This window comes from Actinorhabdospora filicis, from assembly GCF_030269765.1.
Classification (GTDB): Bacteria; Actinomycetota; Actinomycetes; order Mycobacteriales; family Micromonosporaceae; genus Actinorhabdospora; species Actinorhabdospora filicis.
This window is the reverse complement of the sequence record NZ_BSTX01000001.1, coordinates 1136660-1155566: the sequence shown is the minus strand read 5'-3', so window position 1 is coordinate 1155566 and position 18907 is coordinate 1136660. Positions and strand designations below refer to the sequence as shown.

The following is an 18907-nucleotide window of genomic DNA, read 5'->3' as shown; positions in this document are numbered from 1 at the left end:
GAACCGGGGGCGCCTGAACTCTCGGCCTACAGCGGCTTCCCGCCGTTGGCGAACTTCCCGTCCGGCGTGACCGCGAAGAACGTGCCGTTGGCTCCGCCGTGCCCGGTGACCTCGCCCGGCTTGGTGTCCTTGGCGAAGCGGTAGAGCGGCCAGCAGTCCAGGGACGACTGGACGGTCCCGTCGGCGCGCTTGAAGCTGGTGATGCGGGCCTTCACGCCACTGGCGTCGGTGGAGATCTCACCGACCGGGGGCCAGGCCGCGGCGCATTCGCCGTTGCAGGTGGAGGCCATCGGGTCGTCGGTGTCGCCCTTGTGCCGGTAGAGGACGAAGCCCTCGGAGTCGACCACGATGGTGCCCAGGCGCGGGTCGTCGATCGTCTTCAGTGGACCGTTGGCCGCGGGCGCCTTTCCGGCGCGCTTGCCGTCGGGCTTGACCGCCCACCACTTGCCGCCGACGCCCTGGCCGTTGGTCTGGCCGGGCGCGCTGTCACCGGCGAAGCGGTAGAGCAGGTAGTTGGACAGCATCGCCTGCTTCGAGCCGTCCTCGCGGGTGAAGGACCCGAGGATCGCGGGGTCGATGCCGGTGAGCTTGGCGGCGTCCACGGCGGGGCTCGGCGGCCACTTGACGGCGCATTCGCCCGAGCAGTTCGACTTCGGCGGCTCCGAGGCGTCGGCGTCGAAGCGGTAGAGGACGTAGCCCTCGTCGTCGACGACGAGGTCGCCGAGCACCGGGTCGGTGACGGTGGCCAGCGCGTCGGCGGCCTTCTCGTTCCCGGCGGGCGTGGTGTCGGGCGCCTTGGCGGTTCCGCAGGCGGCCAGGCCGAGCAGCAGCGCGGCGGCCGCGATGGCGATCAGCGGTTTCCTCATCGGGATCTTTCCCCTCTTATGGTGTGGATGTGGTCGCGTGCGGCACATCCCCTTTCACGGACGCCGTGGCGGATCGGTTCTAAGAAATCCCGCGGGATTTTTCGCCCGGGCCCGACGCCGATAGCCTGTGGCGATGCGGAACGGCGGGCTCGTGCGGGCGGTATCGGTGGTGTCGTTGCTGTTCACGCTCGCCGCGTGCGGCGCGGGCGGCACGGACATGTCCGATGTGGATCCGATGCCGGTCCCGGTGGCGTTGCCGGGCGCGTCCACGGGGACCTACTCCTTCGACTGCGGCACCGGCGGTGACCACCGCAACGGGGACAACATGATCACCAGCCCGGGGCAGCCCGGGGCGGCGCATCACCTGCACGAGTACGTCGGGAACACCTCCACCGGCGCCGGCTCCACCGAGGCCTCGCTGCTGGCGGCGTCCACGACCTGCGGCGACGGCGACAAGTCGGCCTACTACTGGCCGGTCCTGCGCACCGGCGATCCGCACGACGGCGAGGTCGTCACACCGTCCAGAGTGGAGCTCCAGTGGCGCGGCAACGCGGCCGCGCCGGTCATCGCGCCGCCGATGTTCACCCGGATGCTGGCCGGGAACGCCAAGGCGGTCAGCTCCGGCGGCGCCTTCGCCCGGCCGAGCTGGACGTGCGAGGGCTTCGCCGACCGGGTCACCAACCGCTACCCGGCCTGCCCGGAGGGCGCGGCCGTCATGCGCGTGCACGACTTCCCGAGCTGCTGGGACGGCCGCCGCGCCGACAGCCCCGACCATCGCGCGCACCTGACCTACCCGGCGGCCAACGGCGTGTGCCAGAAGGGCACCTTCGCGGTGCCGCAGCTGCGCCTGGTGGTGTCCTACGACCTCGGCGACGGGCCCTTCACCGTCGACACCTTCCCCGAGGAGGCCAACAGCGCCGCCGCCGATCACGCCGACGCCGTCCTGGTGGTCCCGGCGGAACTGATGGCCGAGATCGTGCGGACGCTCAATGCGGGCGAGCGGCGGTGAACCGTTCCGGCCGCGCGTCCGTGATGGGGTGCGAGTGCGACGAGGAGGAACCCGGATGGCTGGATTCTGGCCGCGCAAAAGGGAACGGGCCGGCGGCGAGGCGCTGATCCGCTCGCTCTACGAGGAGCACGGTCACGCGCTGCTCGCCTACGCGACCCGGATCACCGGCGACCGGGCGGCCGCCGAGGACGTGCTCCAGGAGACGCTGCTGCGCGCCTGGCGCAACGCCGAGTCCCTGGCCAGTGGTGAGGGCTCCATGCGCTCGTGGCTGTTCACCGTCGCGCGCAACATCATGACCGACCGCTTCCGGGCGGGCCGGGCACGACCGGCCGAGGCCCCGGAGACCGAGACCGTCACGCCGGTCGAGGCCGATCACGCGCAGAACGTGGTCGACTCGATGCTGGCCTACCAGGCGCTCCAGACCCTCTCCGACGATCACCGTACGGTGCTGGTGGAGCTGTACCTGCGGGGCCGCAGCGTCACCGAGACCGCCGAGGCGCTCGGGATACCGCCGGGGACGGTGAAGTCCCGCTCCCATCACGCGCTGCGCAAGCTGCGCGACCGTTTCGGGCCGGGCCCGGCCGCGCTGGAAGGAGCCGCATGAGCGAGCACGAGGCGCCCCAGCTCGGCGCGTACGTCCTCGGCGTCCTCGATCCGCAGGAGCGCGCCCGGATCGAGACCCATTTGTCCACATGCGAGCGATGCCGCGCCGAGGCGCGCGATCTGGAGGAGGTGAGGGACATGCTCGACGAGGTGCCGCCGGAGGCCTTCCTGTCCGGTCCGCCGGACGCCCCTCACGTCCTGGACGCCACCCTCGCCAGCGCCCGCCGCGAAAGCGAGCGGGGCGCGCTGAGCCGCCGCATGTTCACCCTCGCCGCCGCGATCGTGGGCGTGCTGGCCATCGCCGTCGGCGGTGTCCTCTTCGGACGGTCCACGGTTCCGGCGCCGGCCGAGGCGGTGCCGCAGGTAACCGCCGCCCCACCGGCCGAGGGCACCCGCTTCGGGACCGCCGTCGACCCCGTCACCGGCGCCCGCCTCACCGTCGCGATGACCCCCGCCGACGGCTGGGTGCGCCTGAACCTCGCCGTCAGCGGCATCCCGCAGGGCGAGGAGTGCCGGATCATCGTGGTCGGCGCCGACGGCCTGCGCGAGGAGGCCGGGAGCTGGCTGGTGGGCGCGAAGGGCGCCAAGGACGGCGTCACCCTCGACGGGGCCGCGCTGGTCCCGCCGGGCGAGGTGACCGCGGTGGAGATCGTGAACACCGACGGGAAGGTCTTCGTCAGCCTGCCGATGTGAGGCTCAGGGCCGGGTGGAGCCGGTGGCGTACTCGTAGGCCTCGGCCATCGCCGCCGCCCACGCGGGCGGGTCCTCGATGGCCACCCACTCGCGCGTCACCCGCCCGCCGGAGGAGAACGGCTCGGCGCCACCGGCGACGAGCTCGGCGGCCCGGGCGGCGGGGACCTTGACCACCAGGCGTCCCGACTTGAGGAAGGCGAAGATCTTCCCGGCCACCGTCAGGGTCCGGCTCTGCAGGGACCGGCCGGGCGCGACGTCCTCGCGGGCGAGGTACTCGTCGGCCAGATCGGCGTAGTAGGTCTCGGGGTCGGTCATGACTGCACCTTTCGCCGTTCGCTTTCGGTATTGCATCAAACTGGTGTGCGAAAGTCCAGGTCCACGAGCGCATACGCGACCGCATACGCGCCCCCTGTGCGCCCGGCGAGATTCCTAGCCTGAATCCGAAGCCAACGGATTCTCGCAGAGGAGAAGCCCATGTCACGCCTCGTTCGCCGGTTAGCCGACGCCACCCTCGACCGTCTGGTCCCGCGCTCGCACGCCGGCGCCTGCCCCAGCTGCCAGACCTATCCGCACGCATGCCCCGGCGGTTACGACCGGGTCTGCTGCTACCACGGCTCGCACTGCAACCCGTCCTGCGGCTGCCCCTGACGTGCCCGGCGGCCCGGTCGCCCGCCGGGCCGCCCTCACCCCTGCCGTTCCGTTACCGCCGGATGGCAGGATGGCCTCCGGTCACGGTGTCGTTGAGGGCAGTGTCACCGAGGACATTGCCGTGGGAGGACTGAGATGGCGCGAGCGAAGTTGTGGTCACCCGGCCCGGAGGCGCTGAAGGACAGCCGCATCGGGCGGTACATGGACTGGCTGCGCGCCGAGCGCGGCCACGACTTCGGCGATTACGCCTCCCTCTGGGAGTGGTCGACCACCGACCTGCCCGGCTTCTGGGACTCCGTCTGGGACCACTTCGAGGTCGGCGAGCGCTCCGGCGACTCGCTGAACCCGGCGGAGATGCCGGGCGCGGGCTGGTACCCGGGGGCGCGCCTCAACTACGCCGAGCGGGTGCTGCGCGCGCCGGGCGTGGGCGAGGACGACCCGGTGGTCTTCGGCTACTCCGACGCCCGCGAGCCGGTCGTGCTGACCCTCGGCGAGCTGCGGGACAAGGTGGCGCGCTGCCGCGCGGGCCTGGTCCGGGCGGGCGTGGGCGAGGGCGACCGCGTCGCGGCCTACCTCCCGAACGTGCCGGAGGCGCTGGTGCTGCTGCTGGCCACCGCGAGCCTGGGCGCGATCTTCTCCAGCTGCGCGCCCGAGTTCGGCACCCGCAGCGTCACCGACCGCTGGACGCAGATCGCCCCGTCGGTGCTGGTCACCGTTGACGGCTACGCCTACGGCGACAAGACCATCGACCGGCGCGACGAGGTCGCCGCGATCCGGCGGGCGCTGCCCTCGCTGACCACCGTCGTCCACGTCCCCTATGTCGGTGGAGCGCTGGACGACACGGTCGCCTGGGAGGACTTCCTGGCCGAGGACGCGCCCCTGGAGTTCGCGCCAGTGCCGTTCGCGCACCCCCTGTACGTCCTGTACTCCTCGGGGACCACGGGCCTGCCGAAGCCGATCGTGCACGGGCACGGCGGCATCCTGCTGGAGCACCTGAAGATGCTGGCCCTGCACCACGACCTGGGTCCCGGCGACCGGTTCTTCTGGTTCTCCACCACCGGCTGGATGATGTGGAACTACCTGGTCTCGGCCATCGCGGTGGGTTCGGCGATCGTGATGTACGACGGCAATCCCGGCGCCCCCGACCTGACCCGGTTGTGGCGGCTGGCCGAGGAGTCCGGGATGACCTACTTCGGCACCTCGGCGCCCTACCTGCTGGCCTGCCGCAAGGGCGGCCTCGTCCCCAACGAGATCGCCGACCTGTCGAAGCTGCGCGGGGTCGGCTCCACCGGCGCGCCCCTGCCGCCGGAGGGCTTCCGCTACGTCTACGAGGCGATCGGCTCCGACGTGGTGCTGTCCTCGCTGTCGGGCGGGACCGACGTGTGCACCGGCTTCGTGGGCGGCGTGCCGATCCTGCCGGTCACCGAGGGCGAGATCACCTGCCGCTGCCTGGGTTCCCGGGTCGAGGCCTACGGGCCGGACGGCAAGCCCGTCATCGGCGAGCAGGGCGAGCTGGTCATCACCTCGCCCATGCCGTCCATGCCCGTCGGGTTCTGGGGCGACGAGGACGGCTCCCGCTACCGCGAGGCCTACTTCTCGGTCTACCCGGGGGTGTGGCGGCACGGCGACTGGATCACGGTGTCCGAAGAGGGCACCTGCGTCATCACCGGGCGCTCCGACGCCACCCTCAACCGCGGTGGCGTGCGCCTGGGCACCGCCGAGTTCTACTCGGTCACCGAAGGCCTGCCCGAGGTCGCCGACTCGCTGGTGGTGCACCTGGAGGACGACGAGGGCGGCGCCGGCCGCCTGCTGCTGTTCGTGGTCCCCGCGCCGGGCGTGGCCTTCGGTGCCGACCTCGTCAAGCGCATCCGCACCGAGCTGCGCACCAGCCTCTCGCCGCGGCACGTGCCCGACGAGATCCACGCCGTCCCATCGGTCCCCAAGACCCTCTCCGGCAAGAAACTGGAGGTGCCGGTCAAGCGCATCCTCACCGGGACGCCGATCGAGAAGGCCGCCGCGGAGGGCGCGCTGGCCAATCCGGAGTCGCTGGGTGCGTACCTGGCCTTCGCGGTGAATGTGGAGTGAAGCCCGTCACCGCTGGGTAACGTCAGGTCGTCCCGCCGTCCGGGTGAGGGAGGACCGTCATGGCCGTCGAAAGCGTGCGCAGCACCGTCCCGACCAGACTCGACCGCCTGCCGTGGTCGAAGTTCCACTGGCTGGTCATCATCGCCCTCGGGACGGCCTGGATCCTGGACGGCCTGGAGATCCAGATGGCGGCCTCGATCGCCAAGGTCCTCACCAACGCCGAGACGCTCGCCCTGACCTCCGCCGAGGTCGGGGCCTCGGCTTCGGTGTACCTGTTCGGGCAGGTGGTCGGCGCGCTGCTGTTCGGGCGGCTCGCCGACCGGCACGGCCGCCGCAAGATGTTCATCCTGACCCTGACGCTGTACCTGGTCTTCAATGGACTGGCGGGGCTCTCGCTCAATTTCTGGATGTTCGCGATCTTCCGTTTCGTCGCGGGCATGGGCATCGGCGGCGAGTACGCCGCGATCCACTCCGCGATCGACGAGCTGATGCCGGCCCGCTACCGGGGCCGGGTGTCGCTGGCGATCAGCGGGACGTACTGGGCGGGCGCGGCCCTCGGCGCGGTGCTCAGCGCGTTCCTGCTCAACCCGAACATCTTCGGCGAGAACGTCGGCTGGCGCCTGTGCATGTTCATCGGGCCGCTGATCGGCGCCTCGGTGTGGCAGCTGCGCAAGCACATCCCGGAGAGCCCGCGCTGGCTGATGACGCACGGCCGCGCCGAGGAGGCGGAGAAGACCATCTCCGGCATCGAGGACTACGTGCGGAGCAAGGGCGGGACGATCGAGACGATCCCCGACTCGGCGGCGGTGGAGGTGCGGCACTACCCGCCGGTGACCTACCGCGAGATCGCCGCGGTGATGCTGCGCAAGTACCTGAAGCGCTCCACCCTCGGGTTCGTGCTGATGGTGACGCAGTCCTTCCTGTACAACGCGATCTTCTTCACCTACGGCCTGGTGCTGGCCGACTTCTACGGCATCCCCGACTCCTCCGTCCCGTGGTTCTTCATCCCGTTCGCGCTGGGGAACCTGTGCGGGCCGCTGGTGCTGGGACGGTTCTTCGACACCATCGGCCGCAAGGCGATGATCGGGAGCACCTACCTGGTGTCGGCGGTGATCCTGGCCTTCTCCGGCTACCTGTTCTGGATCGACGCGCTGACCGCGGTCACCCAGACGATCCTGTGGTGCGTGGTCTTCTTCATCGCCTCGGCGGCGGCCTCCTCGGGCTACCTGACGGTGAGCGAGATCTTCCCGCTGGAGCTGCGCAGCCAGGCGATCGCGTTCTTCTTCGCCATCGCGCAGTTCTTCGGCGGCGTGGTCGCGCCGTGGCTGTTCGGGGTCCTCATCGGCGAGGGCACCGACCGCACACCGCTGTTCATCGGCTACCTGCTGGGCGCCGGGCTGATGTCGCTGGGCGGCATCACCGCGCTGACCATCGGCGTCTCGGCCGAGGGGAAGTCCCTCGAAGACGTCGCCACGCCGCTGTCGATGGTCACGGGCGGCGAGCGTTAGCCGATCCAGCAGTACAGGTCCCACCCGGCCCCGGACGCGCGCCGGGCCAGCGCGGGCAGCCCGCCCGGGCCGTCCAGCCCGGCGAGGGCGTCGCGCAGGGCGGGCCCGAAGCCCTCGATCAGCGGCAGCCCGTCGCGGGCGGGCGTGGACGAGGCGCCGCGCGCCAGCCGCGCGGCCGGCAGCCCACTGAGTCCGGCGACCACGCCCGGCAGCTCCCACGGCGTGACCGGCGCGGTGAGCACGTCGGCGTCCGGCAGGTACGCGCGCGGGCCGTCCATGAGCAGCCCGAAGGTGAGCTCGGGCGCGGTGAAGTACAGCTGCGCGAGGTCCATCAGACGCGCATGAGGTCGGCGCCGACGACGATGCGCTCGGCCGGGAAGTCCTTCGCCGCCTCGGCCCGCCACACCTCGTTGGGGATACCGGCGTCGCCGGGCACGAAATGCGACAGCACCAGCGTTCCGACGCCCGCCTCGGCGGCCACGCGCCCCACGTCGCCGACTTCGGTGTGCGAGGCGACCAGGTGCTCGCGCAGCCGCGAGCCGTTGGTCGCCGACAGCAGCACGCCGATGCTCTCGGTGCGCATGACCTCGTGGACGAGGACGTCGGCGCCGCGCGCCAGCTCGATCAGCGCCCGGCTGGGCGCGGTGTCGCCGGAGATCACGATCGAGCGGTCCCAGGTGTCGATCCGGTAGGCCCACGCGTCCATCGGGGGATGCTCGACGCGGACGGCGCTGATGCGCACCAGGTCGTCCTCGTGGACGAGCCCGGGCGCGTCCAGCTCGCGCGGCCGGATCAGCGGCGCCAGCGGTGGGCGGCCCTCGTCGGCCATCCGGGTCCGCACGTCGGTGTGGGCGTAGGACAGGAAGTCGGTGACCATCCGCTCCAGCGGCGGCGGCCCGTACACGTCGACCGGCGACGCCAGGTTCGCGCACCACGCCAGGTGCAGCAGCGTCCCCAGGTCGGCGTTGTGGTCGGAGTGGTGGTGGGTGATCGCCACCGCCCGCAGCGCGTCCAGCGGCACCCCCGCCAGCCGCAGCTGCCGTCCGACCCCGTTGCCGCAGTCGATGACGTAGGCCGCGCCGCCGACCAGGACGGCCTGCGCGGGCGCCGCGCGGCTCGCCTTCGGCGTCGGGCCGCCCGCGGTGCCCAGCAGGACGAGCTCGGTGTGGCTCATACGACGTCCGAGCCCAGGTCGCCGGTCTCGCCCGCGGCGATGGCGCGGCGTCCGCGCACCACCACGTAGGCGATGAACCCGAGCCACACGGCCGCGCCGATCGGGATCGCCAGCGCCGAGGGCAGGTACGGCGTCACGAAGCCCTCCACGAGCCCCGACACGAACAACGTCGCCACCAGCCCCATCGCCACCATCGCGCCCGTGCGGGCCGCGCGCGCCAGCGACTGGCCCCGCGTCAGCCCCGGCGCGGGGGCGATCCAGGACCAGCCGATCCGCAGCCCCACCCCGGCCGCCACGAAGATGCTGGTCAGCTCCAGCAGGCCGTGCGGGAGGATGTACAGGAAGAACGTGTCCCCGCCGCCGTTGCCGACCATGACGCCGCCGGTCACGCCGATGTTCATCAGGTTCGTGTACAGCGCGTACAGGGTCGGCACGATCAGGACGCCGCCGATCAGCGCCAGCGCTGACAGGAACGCGTTGTTGATCCAGACCTTCAGGAAGAAGTTCTGCGCGGCGTACTCCGAGTAGTAGGCCTTGAAGTCGCGGTTCACCAGCGACTCGATCTGGCCCTGGGACATCAGCTGGAGCTGCGCCTCCGGGTGCCCGGCGATGTAGGTGATGATGATCCCCGTCGCCGCCACGAACACCACCAGCACGCCCACGCACCACGGCCACGCCTGGTACACCGCCGCCGGGAACGTGTGGGTGAAGAAGCGGACGATCTGGCGCGGCGAGGTCCGCGCCGTCCCCGTCACCGTCGACCGCGCGCGCAGCACCAGCTGCGACAGCCGCGCCACCAGCAGCGGATCGGGCATCCGCGAGCGCACCACGGCCAGGTGCGTCGCCGCGCGCTGGTAGAGCATCAGCAGCTCATCGGACTGGTCGGCCGACAGCCGCCCCGACCGGCACAGCTGATCGAGCCGCAGCCATTCGGCATTGTGCTCGGCGACGTAGGCATCCAGGTCCACGATGCGAAGGTACCGGCAGACGGCAATCGGGCGCTCACCCGCGTCGATGTGGGGCGCGGCGGGGTTGGTCATGATGAGGCAGGCTCCCTACCTGGTGCCTATGCGGCACGCCCCCTACCTGGTGCCTATGCGGCACACTAGGGCCGTGGCTCTTGACACCGGATCCGACATCCTCCCCGGCCGCTTCGTCAGCGGCGAGGCGGTCGAACTCGACGTGCGCGTCGCCCGGCTCGGGTCCCGCATGCTCGCCTTCTCGCTCGACCTGGTCGTCATCGCCACCGGGTTCATGGTGCTGCTGCCGCTGAGCCTCTACTTCCTCAAGCTCATGATGGACGTCGGCGCCATCGTCGACGGGGCCCTCTTCAGCGCGGTGGTCCTGATCGACCTGGTGATCATGTTCCTCGTCGTGCCCGCCACCGTGGAGACCATGAGCAAGGGCCGCTCCCTGGGCAAACTCGCCACCGGGCTGCGCGTCGTCCGCGACGACGGCGGCCCCATCCGCTTCCGGCATGCCTTCGTGCGCGCCCTCGTCGGCGTGGCCCTGGAGTTCCCCGGGCTGCTCCTGCCCGGCGTCACCTGGCTCGTCGGGCTGTGGACGATGCTGGTCAACCCCGCCGGGAAGCGCCTGGGCGACCTGGCCGCCGGGACCGTCATCATCCACGAGCGCTCACCCGCGGTGTGGGGATGGGCGCCGCTGATGCCCCCGCCGCTGGCCACCTGGGCGACCCTGCTCGACATGTCGAACCTGGACGACGAGCTCGCCCTCGACGTGCGGCACTTCCTGTCCCGCAACACCATCATCGGCGAACCCGCCCGCACCGCCCTCGGCCAGCGCCTGGCCGCCGAGCTGGCCGCGAAGGTGACCCCGCAGCCGCCCGCCGGTACGCCCGGGTGGGCGTTCATGAGCGCGGTCCTGGCCGAGCGGCACCGCCGCAACGCCGCGCGCCTGGCGGCGTCCCGCGCGGTCACCGCGCAGGTGTGGGACACCCTGTACGGCCCACGTCCCGTCTCCTGAAAGGCCCGGCATGACCTTCGGCGGCACCCCCGACTGGACGCCCTTCATCTCCGCGACCACCGACCAGGCACCCCGCCCCATCCACCTGGACGCGGTGGCGCGCTTCGCCGCGCCCGGGCGGGCCGTGGACCTCGGCTTCGGCGCGGGCAACGAGTCCCTCGACCTGCTCGACCGGGGCTGGACCGTCACCGCCGTCGACTCCAGTCCCGCCGCCGTGGAGACCCTCCGCCGCCGCGCGGCCGGCCGCGACGACCGGCTGACGGTCGTCCAGTCCGACCTCGCCGACGCCGAGATCGGCGAGGCCGACTACGTCTTCGCCGGGTTCAGCCTCTTCTTCACCGCCCCCGAGCGGTTCCCGGACATGTGGAAGCGCGTTCGCGCCGCTGTCGCCCCCGGCGGCCGCATCGCCGCCCACTTCCTCGGCGACCGCGACACCTGGAGCGGCGATGACGGCATCACCGCCGTCACCGAGGACGAGGCCCGCGCGCTGCTCGACGGGCTCGTCCTGGAGCACTGGCACGTCACCGACGAGGACGGCCGGGCCTTCTCCGGCCCCAAGCACTGGCACGTCTTCGGGTTCATCGCCCACCGCCCCGCCTGACTGGTAGGAAGAGGGCATGACCGGACTGGCGCTCACCGGGGTGACCGGGGCCGTCGGCGGGGCCGTGGCCGCCGAACTCGCCGCCGCCGGGGACGCGCTGACCATCCTGGTCCGCGACCCCGCCCGCGCGCCCGACCTGCCCGGCGCCGACGTGCGCGTGGTCGCCTCCTACGGCGACTACTCGGCCGTCCGCGACGCCCTCGACGGCGCCAACACGCTGTTCCTGGTCTCGGCGAAGGAATCGGCCGACCGCCTCGACCAGCACCGCTGCGCCGTCGACGCCGCCGTCGCCGCGGGCGTCCGCCGCATCGTGTACCTGTCGTTTTTGTCGGCGGCACCCGACGCCACCTTCACCTTCGCCCGCGACCACTTCCACACCGAGGCCCACATCCGCGCCTCCGGCGCCGCCTTCACGTTCCTGCGCTCCAGCCTCTACGCCGACTTCGTGCCCGGCATGGTCTGGGACGACGGCGCCATCAAAGGCCCCGCCGGTGACGGCGCGGTCGCCTGGGTGGCCCGCGCCGACGTGGCCGCCTGCGCCGCCGCCGTCCTCAACCACGACGGCCACGAAGGCCGCACCTACGACCTCACCGGCCCCCGCGCCTGGACGATGGCCGAGACCGCCGCCCTGCTGGGCGCGCGCTACGTCCCGGAGACCCTGGACGAGGCCCGCGCCTCCCGCGCCGGGTACGGCGCACCGGCATGGGAGGTGGAGGGCTGGGTGACGTCCTACGCGGCGATCGCCACGGGGGAGATGGACGTGGTCAGCGACAGCGTGCGGAGGCTGACCGGGCGGGAGGCGAGGTCGCTGGAGCAGGTCGTGGGGGCCTGAGCCGGGTCGTATCCTGACTGTTCCAGGCGAAATGGCGGGAGGTGTCTGGATGCGTGAGGTATCCGAGCAGCAGTTCATCGACGACCCGTACGGGATGTTGCGCCGGGTGGAAGCGGGCGAGAGCTTCGCCGTGACGAGACGCGGCGAGGTGGTGGCGATGGTCCGGCCCACCACCAGCAGCGCGAGCCGGTACGCGGCCTTGACCGCCGATGGGAAACTGCGTCTCGCACCCCTGACCACCCGAGATCTCGCGCGTTTCCCGCGCATTGAGGTACCGGAAGGTGTCTCGCTGCTGGAGATGCTCCTTCAGGAGCGGGAGGGAGACGGCCGGTGATCTACATGGACACTTCTGCGGTGGTCACCCTGCTCACCGGCAGCGACTACGCCACCGAGTTGGTGCGATTCCTCGCGAGTCAGGACGATTCACCGCTCGTCATGAGCTCAATCGGTTTCGTTGAGACCGTGCGTGTGGCGGACAGGCTCGGTGCTTTTCCAATGCTGCTGAGTGAATTGGTGCAGGCCTACGGTGAGCTTGTCGTCTCCGATGAGATCCGTGACAGTGCCGCGCTCTTGATCGGCGGCCTGAAGACGCCGGACGCCATTCACGTCGCCAGCGCGTTGAGTCTTGGTGAGGACCTCACGTTCCTCGTCAGCTACGACAAGCGCATGCTCGAAGTCGCCACCGAGCAGGGCATCCCCGTCGCGTCGCCCGGCCTGAACGCCTAAAGCCGCCCGCTCGCCTTGAGCGCCAGGTACGCGTCGGTGACCTTGCTGGCGAACACGTCCGACGGCGCGTCCACCACGTCCACCCCGTACCGCACGAGTGACGCGGCGACCCTGCGGCGTTCGACGAGTGCCTTCTCGGCCGCGGCGGCCTGGTAGGCGACGTCCATGGGGTCGCCGTCGCCGTAGCCGCGCATGGTGCGCAGGTTCGACACCACGGGGTCGCTGACGGCGGCGACGATGACCTTGTGGCGTGAGGCCAGCTGGGGGAGCGCGGGCAGGAGGCTTTCGGCGATCGCGCCGGGTTCCAGGGACGTGAAGATGACCACGAGGGCGCGTTTCTGCTCGCGGCGCAGGACCTCGGCGACCACGAGCCCGAAGTCGGTTTCCACGAGCGCGGGTTCGAGTGGGGCGAGGGCGCGGATCAGTTTCGGCAGCAGCCCGCGCCGGGCGCCGCCCTCCACGACCGCGCGGACGTCGGTGTCGACGGCGAGGGCGTCCACGCGGTCGCCCGCGCGGGCCGCGACGGCCGACAGCAGCAGGGCGGCGTCGATGGTGGCGTCCAGGCGGGGTTCGGCGTGCTCGCCGGTGCCGACGAGGACGGCCGAGGTGCGCCCGGTGTCCAGGACGCACAGGACGCGCCGGTCGCGTTCGGGCCGCCAGGTCTTCACGATCACCGACTCGCGGCGGGCCGAGGCGCGCCAGTCGATGGAGCGGATGTCGTCGCCGATGACGTATTCGCGCAGCGAGTCGAACTCGCTGCCGCGCCCGCGTCCGCGTGCCGCCACGGCGCCCTCCAGGACGCGCAGGCGCGAGAACTTCTCGGCCAGGTGCCGGCGGGAGTCGAAGCGCGGCAGGACCCGCAGCGTCCACGGCGGGCTCACGCGCTCGGCCTGCGTGCGGGTGGCCTGCCGGTAGGCGAGGCGCATCGGCCCGTGCGAGCGCAGGGTGACCCGCACCGCCGCGCGGTCGCCGCGCCGGGTCGGGGTGAGCGGCATCGGCAGGTCGCGGATCTTGCCGGGCGGCAGGACGATGTTCTGCGCGCCGAGGGCCGCGCCCGCCGAGGGCACCCAGGTGTCGTGGACGGCGCCGTAGAGGGTGCCGGTCCCGTCGTTGCGGAGGTGCAGGGTGACGGTGGCGGTCCCGGTGAGCCGGACGAGCCGGTCGCCGCTGCGCCACATCGTCACCCGGTTGAGGGGGGTGGCGATGAGCGCGTCGGCGACGCACGCGACACCGACGAGCACGATGTAGGCGAGCAGCCCGAGGAACGGCTCCGGCCACAGCGGCAGGGTCAGCAGCAGGGCGCCGAGGACGGCGACCGGGCGCCAGGTGATCATCGCGGCGTGGGGACGGTGGCCAGCAGCGAGTTCAGCACGTCGTCGGCGCCCACGCCCTCCAGTTCGGCCTCGGGGCGGACCTGGATGCGGTGCCGCAGGCAGGGCCGGGCGAGGGCCTTGACGTCGTCGGGGGTGACGTATTCGCGCCCGGCGAGCCACGCCCAGGCCTTGGACGCGTTCAGCAGGGCCGTCGCCGCGCGCGGCGAGGCGCCCAGGGACAGCGACGGGGACCGCCGGGTCGCCTGGCACACGTCCACGATGTAGCCGAGGACGGGGTCGGTGACCTGCGTGGCGGCCACCGCGCGCTGCGCGGCGGCGATGTCCTCGGCGGAGGCGACGGCCTGGACCCCGGCGGCGGCCAGGTCGCGCGGGTCGAAACCGGCGTGGTGCTTGCGCAGGACGTTCACCTCTTCGTCCCGCGAGGGCGGGTCGACGGTGAGCTTGAGCAGGAACCGGTCCAGCTGCGCCTCGGGCAGCGGGTAGGTGCCCTCGTACTCGACGGGGTTCTGGGTGGCGGCCACCAGGAACGGCTCGGGCAGCTTGCGGGGCAGGCCCTCGACGGTGACCTGCCGCTCTTCCATGACCTCCAGCAGCGCCGCCTGCGTCTTCGGGGGCGTCCGGTTGATCTCGTCGGCGAGCAGGAGGTTGGTGAACACCGGCCCGGGCCGGAACTCGAAGTTCGAGGAGGACGTGTCGTAGATCAGCGAGCCCGTCACGTCGCCCGGCATGAGGTCGGGGGTGAACTGGAGCCGCTTGGTGTCCAGGGCCAGCGCGGCGGCCATGGTCCGCACGATGAGGGTCTTGGCCACGCCGGGCACGCCTTCGAGCAGGATGTGGCCCCGGCACAGCAGCCCGATGACCAGGCCGCTCACCGTGGACTGCTGCCCGACGATGACCTTCCCGACCTCCTCGCGGAAGCGTCCCAGCGCGGCGCGGGCGCGCGCTGAATCCGAATCTGCGCCGTGCGTCGTCGTGGACCAGGTCGCCCCGGAGGTCGCTGCGATGGGATTGTCGCTCACTTGGTGTGCCTTTCGGTGCGGCGGCCGCCGTGGACGGCGGCTTCGAGCGTGTCCAGCGAGTAGATCGCGTTGAGCAGGTCCTGATCGGTCTGCGGCGGAGCCCCGTAGAGCACGCCGTGGACGTCGTCGGGTGGCGCGCCGATCTTCGCCGCGATGGTGGCGACGACGCGGGCGGGTTCGGCTTTCGAGGTCAGGCCGACCGCGGGCAGCATCCGGCCGATGGCGCCGTCCCGCAGGGCCTGGAAGGCGGTGTCGCGCGCACCGGCGCGCCGGTAGAGGCGGGCGCGCCCGTAGACGGTCTCGGCGGCCGGGACGCGCACCGCCAGCGGTTCCACCGCCGGTGGCCCGATACGGCGGCCGCGCGCGAAGGCCAGGGCCAGCAGCGTCACCAGGACGCCCACCAGCACCGCCCAGAACGACGGCGGCAGCGCCGAGTACAGGGGGTTCGACCAGTCGGCGGCGGGCGGCGGGTCGTAGGTCTGCTCGTGGGTCTCACCGGAGAACTCCGGCATGGGCGGGTGCGGCTCCCGGCGGTGCATGTCCAGCCACACCATGCGCGGCTTCTGCGACAGCAGCCCCACGGCCAGCGCCGAGTTGCCCGCGTGGTCGATGCGCCCGTTCAGGAACGGATCGGCCGCGCCCACCACGACCGTCTCCACGTCACCCTCGCGCTGCACGACCATCGACCGGCCGTAGCAGTAGATCGCCGCCTCGCCCTGGTCGGGCTTGTAGGGCCGGTACACGTCGCGGCGGACCTCGGCGACCCCCGCGGCCTGCGCCTCGGGGATCCCGCACCCGGGATCGGCGGTACCGGCCGCCGAGCGCGACTCGTCCACGATCAGGTTCTGCAGGTACGTCAGCCGCCCGCTCGGGGGACGCAGCATGACCACGCGGCTGCCCGGCGGGAGGCCCGCCAGGACGTCCTCCTGGTCCGGCCGCAGCATCTCCTCCGCCGGGACGAACACCGTCACCGGCCCGGCCTGCGTCAGCGCGCCCAGCTGGTCGACGGTCTTGGCCACGTCGACCTGGACGCCCCGCGCGTGCAGCCGCTCGGCCAGCGCGCTCGCCCCGAACTCGCCGGTGGCGGTGGGGGAGGCGTAGTCGGTGTCGGCGGGGTCGGGCGTGGACGACTGCACCGCGATGACCGCGAGGACCAGGAGCACGGCGACGACCGCGAACGGCGTCCACAGCCGCCAGCGCACGAAGCGGCGCGGGCGCTTACGGCGGGCGATCTTCTGAGGTGCCGCCTCCTCGGTGGCCTCCACCGGCGTCTCCACGGTCTCGGCGCTCATGCGCCGCTCCCGGCGAGGCGGCCGTCGGCCGCGGCGGCGATCATCCCGTCCAGCTCCTCCATGCGACCGGCGTGACCGGCGGTGGCCGCCACGCGCCCGTACCAGATGTCGGAGAAGACCAGCGCGGCCTCGTCCATCCAGTCGGCGACCACCGGCAGCGAGCCCGTGGCCGCGCGCGCCAGCTCGGTCACCGTCCAGCCGGGCCGGTGGTCGACGTACTCGCGGTCGATCAGGTCGCGGACGGAGGCGCGCAGCCACTCGCGGACGGCCAGCTTGTGCTCACCGGCCGCCATGTACGCCCGCGCGCGCTGACGCAACCCGTCCGAGGGCAGGTCGGGGACCTCGTCGGTGTCGTCGAAGTCGGCGGTCGTCTCGAAGACGACCTCGTCCCGCACCGGCGAGCGGGTCGGCAGCAGGCGGCGTCCCTGCGAACCCAGCGCGACCAGCGTCGCCAGCAGCAGCAGCGTCAGGACCAGGCCCAGCTCACCGAGCGGGTACCAGTCGGCGAGGTCGGCGATGAACTGCGACAGCTCCCAGGTCCAGCCGGTCACCCGTGCGGCCCCCCGATCGGGCCGTACACGATGCGCGGCGGCGACAGGTCCGGCGGCACACCGGCCCGGCGGGCGGCGTTCAGCGCGATGTCGAGGCCCTCGTAGCGGATGCGCGTCTCGATGAGCGTGACGGCGTCCAGGCAGGCCATCATCGCGTAACCCATGGTGTTCACCGCCAGGTAGATGACCCCGAGCATGATCCAGAAGTTGTCCCGCAGCAGCGGCGCGAACTCCGCGATCCGGTCGGCGGCGGAGAAGGCGGCGCAGAAGATCGACAGGCGCACCAGCGCCCACGACAGGTACCCGAGCATCCGGACGCCCGCCGCGCGCATCCCGCCGCGCCCGGCCAGCTTCAGGCCGCGCCCGACGGCCTCGCCGAAGCGGGTGTTCTCCAGCACCATCACCGGCACGATCAGCCCGGTGAACGCGTACACCACCAGCCACGGCAGCCCGCACATCGCCGCCGCGATGGACGCGATGGGCGCCACGATCGCGATGAACCCCAGGACCCGCCCCCACGGCACCGGCGAGCGCCACAGCGCCCGCCACGTGCCGGTCGGCTCGCCCAGCAGCGTCGATCTCGCCGCCCGCGCCGCCGAGGCGCCCAAGAGGGTGATGATCACCGTCTCGGTGCTCAGGCCGATCCACATCCACAGCCAGCTGAACGACGACGACTGCATCGTCAGGTACAGGAAGGAGTCGGTGCCGGTGGGAATGGAGGTCATCCGCAGCGCGGTCATGCCGATCTGCTCGATGAGCGCCAGGAAGAACGCCTCGGCCAGCATCGGCTTCCACCACGCCCGCAGGAGTGAGGCCGCCGCGTCGAGCAGCTCGCCGACCGTCATGGGACGCAGTGGCAGCACCTGGGAGCCGGTCACCTGTTCCCCTCTCGACGGGCGGGCGGTGTGCGGGGCGGAATCTAGCGGGCACGGGCAGTGCGCCGACCCGGCACGAGCGGTTCGAGCGGGTGGTGTCAGCCATCGTGCCATGACCGCGCTCGCGGCGAGGGGGAGCGGGGCTGGGACGCGGGCCGCGCCCGTCATTCGGCGTCCCGTCACGCCCGGCGCGCCGGCGACACCCGTCACTCCGGCGCCGTCCCCCGAACCCCACCCGCCCCACGCCACGTCCCCACCAGCGCATCCTCCACCCGGGTCCCACCCCTGCCCGAACGGCTCGTAACCGAGGTCACGTCGTGGAAAATGTCAGAACCTGGCTAGATTTGTGTCCTCACTGTGTGTACAGGGCACTGGCACCGTTACAAGATTCCACCGACCGGATGAAACTATGGAGCCCATGAGAGCACGCGTACTTGTTGTTGACGACGATCCCGCCCTCGCGGAGATGCTCGGCATCGTGCTGCGCACCGAGGGCTTCACTCCGTCGTTCGTGTCGGACGGCGAGCGCGCCCTTTCGGCGTTCCGGGAGAACGGCCCGGACATCGTGCTCCTCGACCTGATGCTGCCCGGCATGAGCGGCATCGACGTGTGCAAGGCCATCCGCGCCGAGTCGGGGGTCCCGATCGTGATGCTGACGGCCAAGAGCGACACCGTCGACGTCGTCCTGGGCCTGGAGTCCGGCGCCGACGACTACGTGGTCAAGCCGTTCAAGCCCAAGGAGCTCGTCGCCCGCATGCGCGCCCGGCTGCGCGGCGGCCAGGACGACATGCCCGAGCGGCTCACCATCGGCACGCCGGGCCTGCGCGTGGTCGTGGACGTGCCCGCGCACACCGTCACCCTGAACAACGCCGAGGTCAAGCTGACGCCCCTGGAGTTCGACCTGCTGGTCGCCCTGGCGCGCAAGCCGCGGCAGGTGTTCACCCGCGAGGTCCTGCTGGAGCAGGTGTGGGGCTACCGGCACGCCGCCGACACGCGTCTGGTGAACGTGCACGTCCAGCGCCTGCGCGCCAAGATCGAGCCGGACCCGGAGAACCCGCAGCTCATCCAGACCGTGCGCGGTGTCGGCTACAAGGCCGGTATCGGCTAA

Annotated in this window: 22 protein-coding genes; 12 read left to right on the top strand and 10 right to left on the bottom strand. The window is 71.9% G+C overall.

Annotation, left to right across the window (positions count from 1 at the left end; translation table 11 throughout):
* Positions 1 to 26: 26 nt before the first annotated feature.
* Complete coding sequence (locus QSK10_RS05340; RefSeq protein ID WP_285661456.1) at positions 27 to 866, bottom strand: SCO0930 family lipoprotein; 840 nt, start codon at positions 864 to 866, stop codon at positions 27 to 29.
* Positions 867 to 999: 133 nt separating this feature from the next.
* On the opposite strand from QSK10_RS05340, the gene QSK10_RS05335 reads away from it, so the two are divergent.
* From QSK10_RS05335 to QSK10_RS05325, 3 genes are all read left to right on the top strand, one after another.
* Entirely contained in the window at positions 1000 to 1875 is an 876-nt protein-coding gene (locus QSK10_RS05335; RefSeq protein WP_285661455.1) for a DUF1996 domain-containing protein, read from the top strand.
* Positions 1876 to 1978: 103 nt separating this feature from the next.
* Positions 1979 to 2479 (top strand): sigma-70 family RNA polymerase sigma factor, encoded by a 501-nt coding sequence (locus tag QSK10_RS05330; protein WP_349497685.1) that lies wholly within the window; start codon positions 1979 to 1981, stop codon positions 2477 to 2479.
* Complete coding sequence (locus QSK10_RS05325; RefSeq protein ID WP_285661453.1) at positions 2476 to 3171, top strand: anti-sigma factor family protein; 696 nt, start codon at positions 2476 to 2478, stop codon at positions 3169 to 3171. Before QSK10_RS05330 ends, QSK10_RS05325 begins: the two co-directional genes overlap by 4 nt.
* Positions 3172 to 3174: 3 nt before the next feature.
* On the opposite strand, the gene QSK10_RS05320 is transcribed toward QSK10_RS05325, so the two are convergent.
* The gene (locus QSK10_RS05320; RefSeq protein WP_285661451.1) at positions 3175 to 3486 is read right to left on the bottom strand and encodes a hypothetical protein; all 312 of its coding nucleotides are present in this window, start codon (positions 3484 to 3486) and stop codon (positions 3175 to 3177) included.
* A gap of 159 nt (positions 3487 to 3645) precedes the next feature.
* Here QSK10_RS05320 and QSK10_RS05315 point away from each other — a divergent pair, with 159 nt between their 5' ends.
* The 3 genes from QSK10_RS05315 to QSK10_RS05305 all read left to right on the top strand — a co-directional run bounded on the left by QSK10_RS05315 (position 3646) and on the right by QSK10_RS05305 (position 7412).
* Complete coding sequence (locus tag QSK10_RS05315) at positions 3646 to 3819, top strand: hypothetical protein (protein WP_285661450.1); 174 nt, start codon at positions 3646 to 3648, stop codon at positions 3817 to 3819.
* Between the two features lie 135 nt (positions 3820 to 3954).
* A complete protein-coding gene (locus QSK10_RS05310; RefSeq protein ID WP_285661449.1) occupies positions 3955 to 5904 on the top strand; it encodes an acetoacetate--CoA ligase in 1950 nt (649 codons plus the stop codon).
* Positions 5905 to 5963: 59 nt separating this feature from the next.
* The gene (locus QSK10_RS05305) at positions 5964 to 7412 is read left to right on the top strand and encodes an MFS transporter (RefSeq protein ID WP_285661448.1); all 1449 of its coding nucleotides are present in this window, start codon (positions 5964 to 5966) and stop codon (positions 7410 to 7412) included.
* On the opposite strand, the gene QSK10_RS05300 is transcribed toward QSK10_RS05305, so the two are convergent.
* From QSK10_RS05300 to QSK10_RS05290, 3 genes are read right to left on the bottom strand one after another with little or no spacing between them, the layout of a single operon-like run.
* Positions 7409 to 7744, bottom strand: coding sequence for a hypothetical protein (locus tag QSK10_RS05300; protein ID WP_285661446.1), 336 nt, complete (start codon positions 7742 to 7744; stop codon positions 7409 to 7411). The genes QSK10_RS05305 and QSK10_RS05300 overlap by 4 nt on opposite strands.
* Positions 7744 to 8586: an MBL fold metallo-hydrolase gene (locus QSK10_RS05295; RefSeq protein WP_285661445.1), complete on the bottom strand. Its 843-nt coding sequence runs from the start codon at positions 8584 to 8586 to the stop codon at positions 7744 to 7746. The genes QSK10_RS05300 and QSK10_RS05295 overlap by 1 nt, the downstream gene beginning before the upstream one ends.
* A complete protein-coding gene (locus QSK10_RS05290) occupies positions 8583 to 9554 on the bottom strand; it encodes a stage II sporulation protein M (RefSeq protein WP_285661444.1) in 972 nt (323 codons plus the stop codon). Before QSK10_RS05290 ends, QSK10_RS05295 begins: the two co-directional genes overlap by 4 nt.
* 145 nt (positions 9555 to 9699) lie before the next feature.
* Here QSK10_RS05290 and QSK10_RS05285 point away from each other — a divergent pair, with 145 nt between their 5' ends.
* The 5 genes from QSK10_RS05285 to QSK10_RS05265 are packed head-to-tail and all read left to right on the top strand — an operon-like array spanning position 9700 to position 12728.
* The gene (locus QSK10_RS05285; protein WP_285661443.1) at positions 9700 to 10569 is read left to right on the top strand and encodes an RDD family protein; all 870 of its coding nucleotides are present in this window, start codon (positions 9700 to 9702) and stop codon (positions 10567 to 10569) included.
* Positions 10570 to 10579: 10 nt separating this feature from the next.
* Positions 10580 to 11170: a class I SAM-dependent methyltransferase gene (locus QSK10_RS05280; RefSeq protein WP_285661442.1), complete on the top strand. Its 591-nt coding sequence runs from the start codon at positions 10580 to 10582 to the stop codon at positions 11168 to 11170.
* A 16-nt stretch (positions 11171 to 11186) separates the two neighbouring features.
* Entirely contained in the window at positions 11187 to 12002 is an 816-nt protein-coding gene (locus QSK10_RS05275) for an NAD(P)H-binding protein (protein ID WP_285661441.1), read from the top strand.
* 49 nt (positions 12003 to 12051) lie between these two features.
* Positions 12052 to 12336 carry a hypothetical protein gene (locus QSK10_RS05270; protein ID WP_285661440.1) on the top strand — a complete coding sequence of 95 codons (285 nt, stop codon included), beginning with the start codon at positions 12052 to 12054 and terminating at the stop codon, positions 12334 to 12336.
* A gap of 5 nt (positions 12337 to 12341) precedes the next feature.
* Positions 12342 to 12728, top strand: a complete 387-nt coding sequence (locus QSK10_RS05265; protein WP_285662925.1) for a type II toxin-antitoxin system VapC family toxin — start codon at positions 12342 to 12344, stop codon at positions 12726 to 12728.
* Here QSK10_RS05265 and QSK10_RS05260 read toward each other — a convergent pair.
* The 5 genes from QSK10_RS05260 to QSK10_RS05240 all read right to left on the bottom strand — a co-directional run bounded on the left by QSK10_RS05260 (position 12725) and on the right by QSK10_RS05240 (position 17802).
* Positions 12725 to 14062 carry a DUF58 domain-containing protein gene (locus tag QSK10_RS05260; protein WP_285661439.1) on the bottom strand — a complete coding sequence of 446 codons (1338 nt, stop codon included), beginning with the start codon at positions 14060 to 14062 and terminating at the stop codon, positions 12725 to 12727. The genes QSK10_RS05265 and QSK10_RS05260 overlap by 4 nt on opposite strands.
* A complete protein-coding gene (locus QSK10_RS05255; RefSeq protein WP_285662924.1) occupies positions 14059 to 14988 on the bottom strand; it encodes an AAA family ATPase in 930 nt (309 codons plus the stop codon). The genes QSK10_RS05260 and QSK10_RS05255 overlap by 4 nt, the downstream gene beginning before the upstream one ends.
* Before the next feature lie 89 nt (positions 14989 to 15077).
* Positions 15078 to 16373, bottom strand: coding sequence for a DUF4350 domain-containing protein (locus QSK10_RS05250; protein WP_285661438.1), 1296 nt, complete (start codon positions 16371 to 16373; stop codon positions 15078 to 15080).
* The gene (locus QSK10_RS05245; protein ID WP_285661437.1) at positions 16370 to 16924 is read right to left on the bottom strand and encodes a DUF4129 domain-containing protein; all 555 of its coding nucleotides are present in this window, start codon (positions 16922 to 16924) and stop codon (positions 16370 to 16372) included. The genes QSK10_RS05250 and QSK10_RS05245 overlap by 4 nt, the downstream gene beginning before the upstream one ends.
* The gene (locus tag QSK10_RS05240; RefSeq protein WP_285661436.1) at positions 16921 to 17802 is read right to left on the bottom strand and encodes a hypothetical protein; all 882 of its coding nucleotides are present in this window, start codon (positions 17800 to 17802) and stop codon (positions 16921 to 16923) included. Before QSK10_RS05240 ends, QSK10_RS05245 begins: the two co-directional genes overlap by 4 nt.
* Before the next feature lie 415 nt (positions 17803 to 18217).
* Between QSK10_RS05240 and mtrA the strand changes: the two genes are divergently transcribed.
* Positions 18218 to 18907, top strand: a complete 690-nt coding sequence (mtrA, locus tag QSK10_RS05235) for an MtrAB system response regulator MtrA (RefSeq protein ID WP_285661435.1) — start codon at positions 18218 to 18220, stop codon at positions 18905 to 18907.

Bases quoted from the DNA above. Each gene is read 5' to 3' on its own strand.
- mtrA (WP_285661435.1), top strand. From the start codon at position 18,218: ATGAGAGCACGCGTACTTGTTGTTGACGACGATCCCGCCCTCGCGGAG.
- QSK10_RS05325 (WP_285661453.1), top strand. From the start codon at position 2,476: ATGAGCGAGCACGAGGCGCCCCAGCTCGGCGCGTACGTCCTCGGCGTC.
- QSK10_RS05280 (WP_285661442.1), top strand. From the start codon at position 10,580: ATGACCTTCGGCGGCACCCCCGACTGGACGCCCTTCATCTCCGCGACC.
- QSK10_RS05305 (WP_285661448.1), top strand. From the start codon at position 5,964: ATGGCCGTCGAAAGCGTGCGCAGCACCGTCCCGACCAGACTCGACCGC.
- QSK10_RS05335 (WP_285661455.1), top strand. From the start codon at position 1,000: ATGCGGAACGGCGGGCTCGTGCGGGCGGTATCGGTGGTGTCGTTGCTG.
- QSK10_RS05340 (WP_285661456.1), bottom strand. From the start codon at position 866: ATGAGGAAACCGCTGATCGCCATCGCGGCCGCCGCGCTGCTGCTCGGC.
- QSK10_RS05320 (WP_285661451.1), bottom strand. From the start codon at position 3,486: ATGACCGACCCCGAGACCTACTACGCCGATCTGGCCGACGAGTACCTC.
- QSK10_RS05270 (WP_285661440.1), top strand. From the start codon at position 12,052: ATGCGTGAGGTATCCGAGCAGCAGTTCATCGACGACCCGTACGGGATG.
- QSK10_RS05250 (WP_285661438.1), bottom strand. From the start codon at position 16,373: ATGAGCGCCGAGACCGTGGAGACGCCGGTGGAGGCCACCGAGGAGGCG.
- QSK10_RS05310 (WP_285661449.1), top strand. From the start codon at position 3,955: ATGGCGCGAGCGAAGTTGTGGTCACCCGGCCCGGAGGCGCTGAAGGAC.
- QSK10_RS05275 (WP_285661441.1), top strand. From the start codon at position 11,187: ATGACCGGACTGGCGCTCACCGGGGTGACCGGGGCCGTCGGCGGGGCC.
- QSK10_RS05265 (WP_285662925.1), top strand. From the start codon at position 12,342: ATGGACACTTCTGCGGTGGTCACCCTGCTCACCGGCAGCGACTACGCC.
- QSK10_RS05315 (WP_285661450.1), top strand. From the start codon at position 3,646: ATGTCACGCCTCGTTCGCCGGTTAGCCGACGCCACCCTCGACCGTCTG.
- QSK10_RS05300 (WP_285661446.1), bottom strand. From the start codon at position 7,744: ATGGACCTCGCGCAGCTGTACTTCACCGCGCCCGAGCTCACCTTCGGG.
- QSK10_RS05295 (WP_285661445.1), bottom strand. From the start codon at position 8,586: ATGAGCCACACCGAGCTCGTCCTGCTGGGCACCGCGGGCGGCCCGACG.
- QSK10_RS05260 (WP_285661439.1), bottom strand. From the start codon at position 14,062: ATGATCACCTGGCGCCCGGTCGCCGTCCTCGGCGCCCTGCTGCTGACC.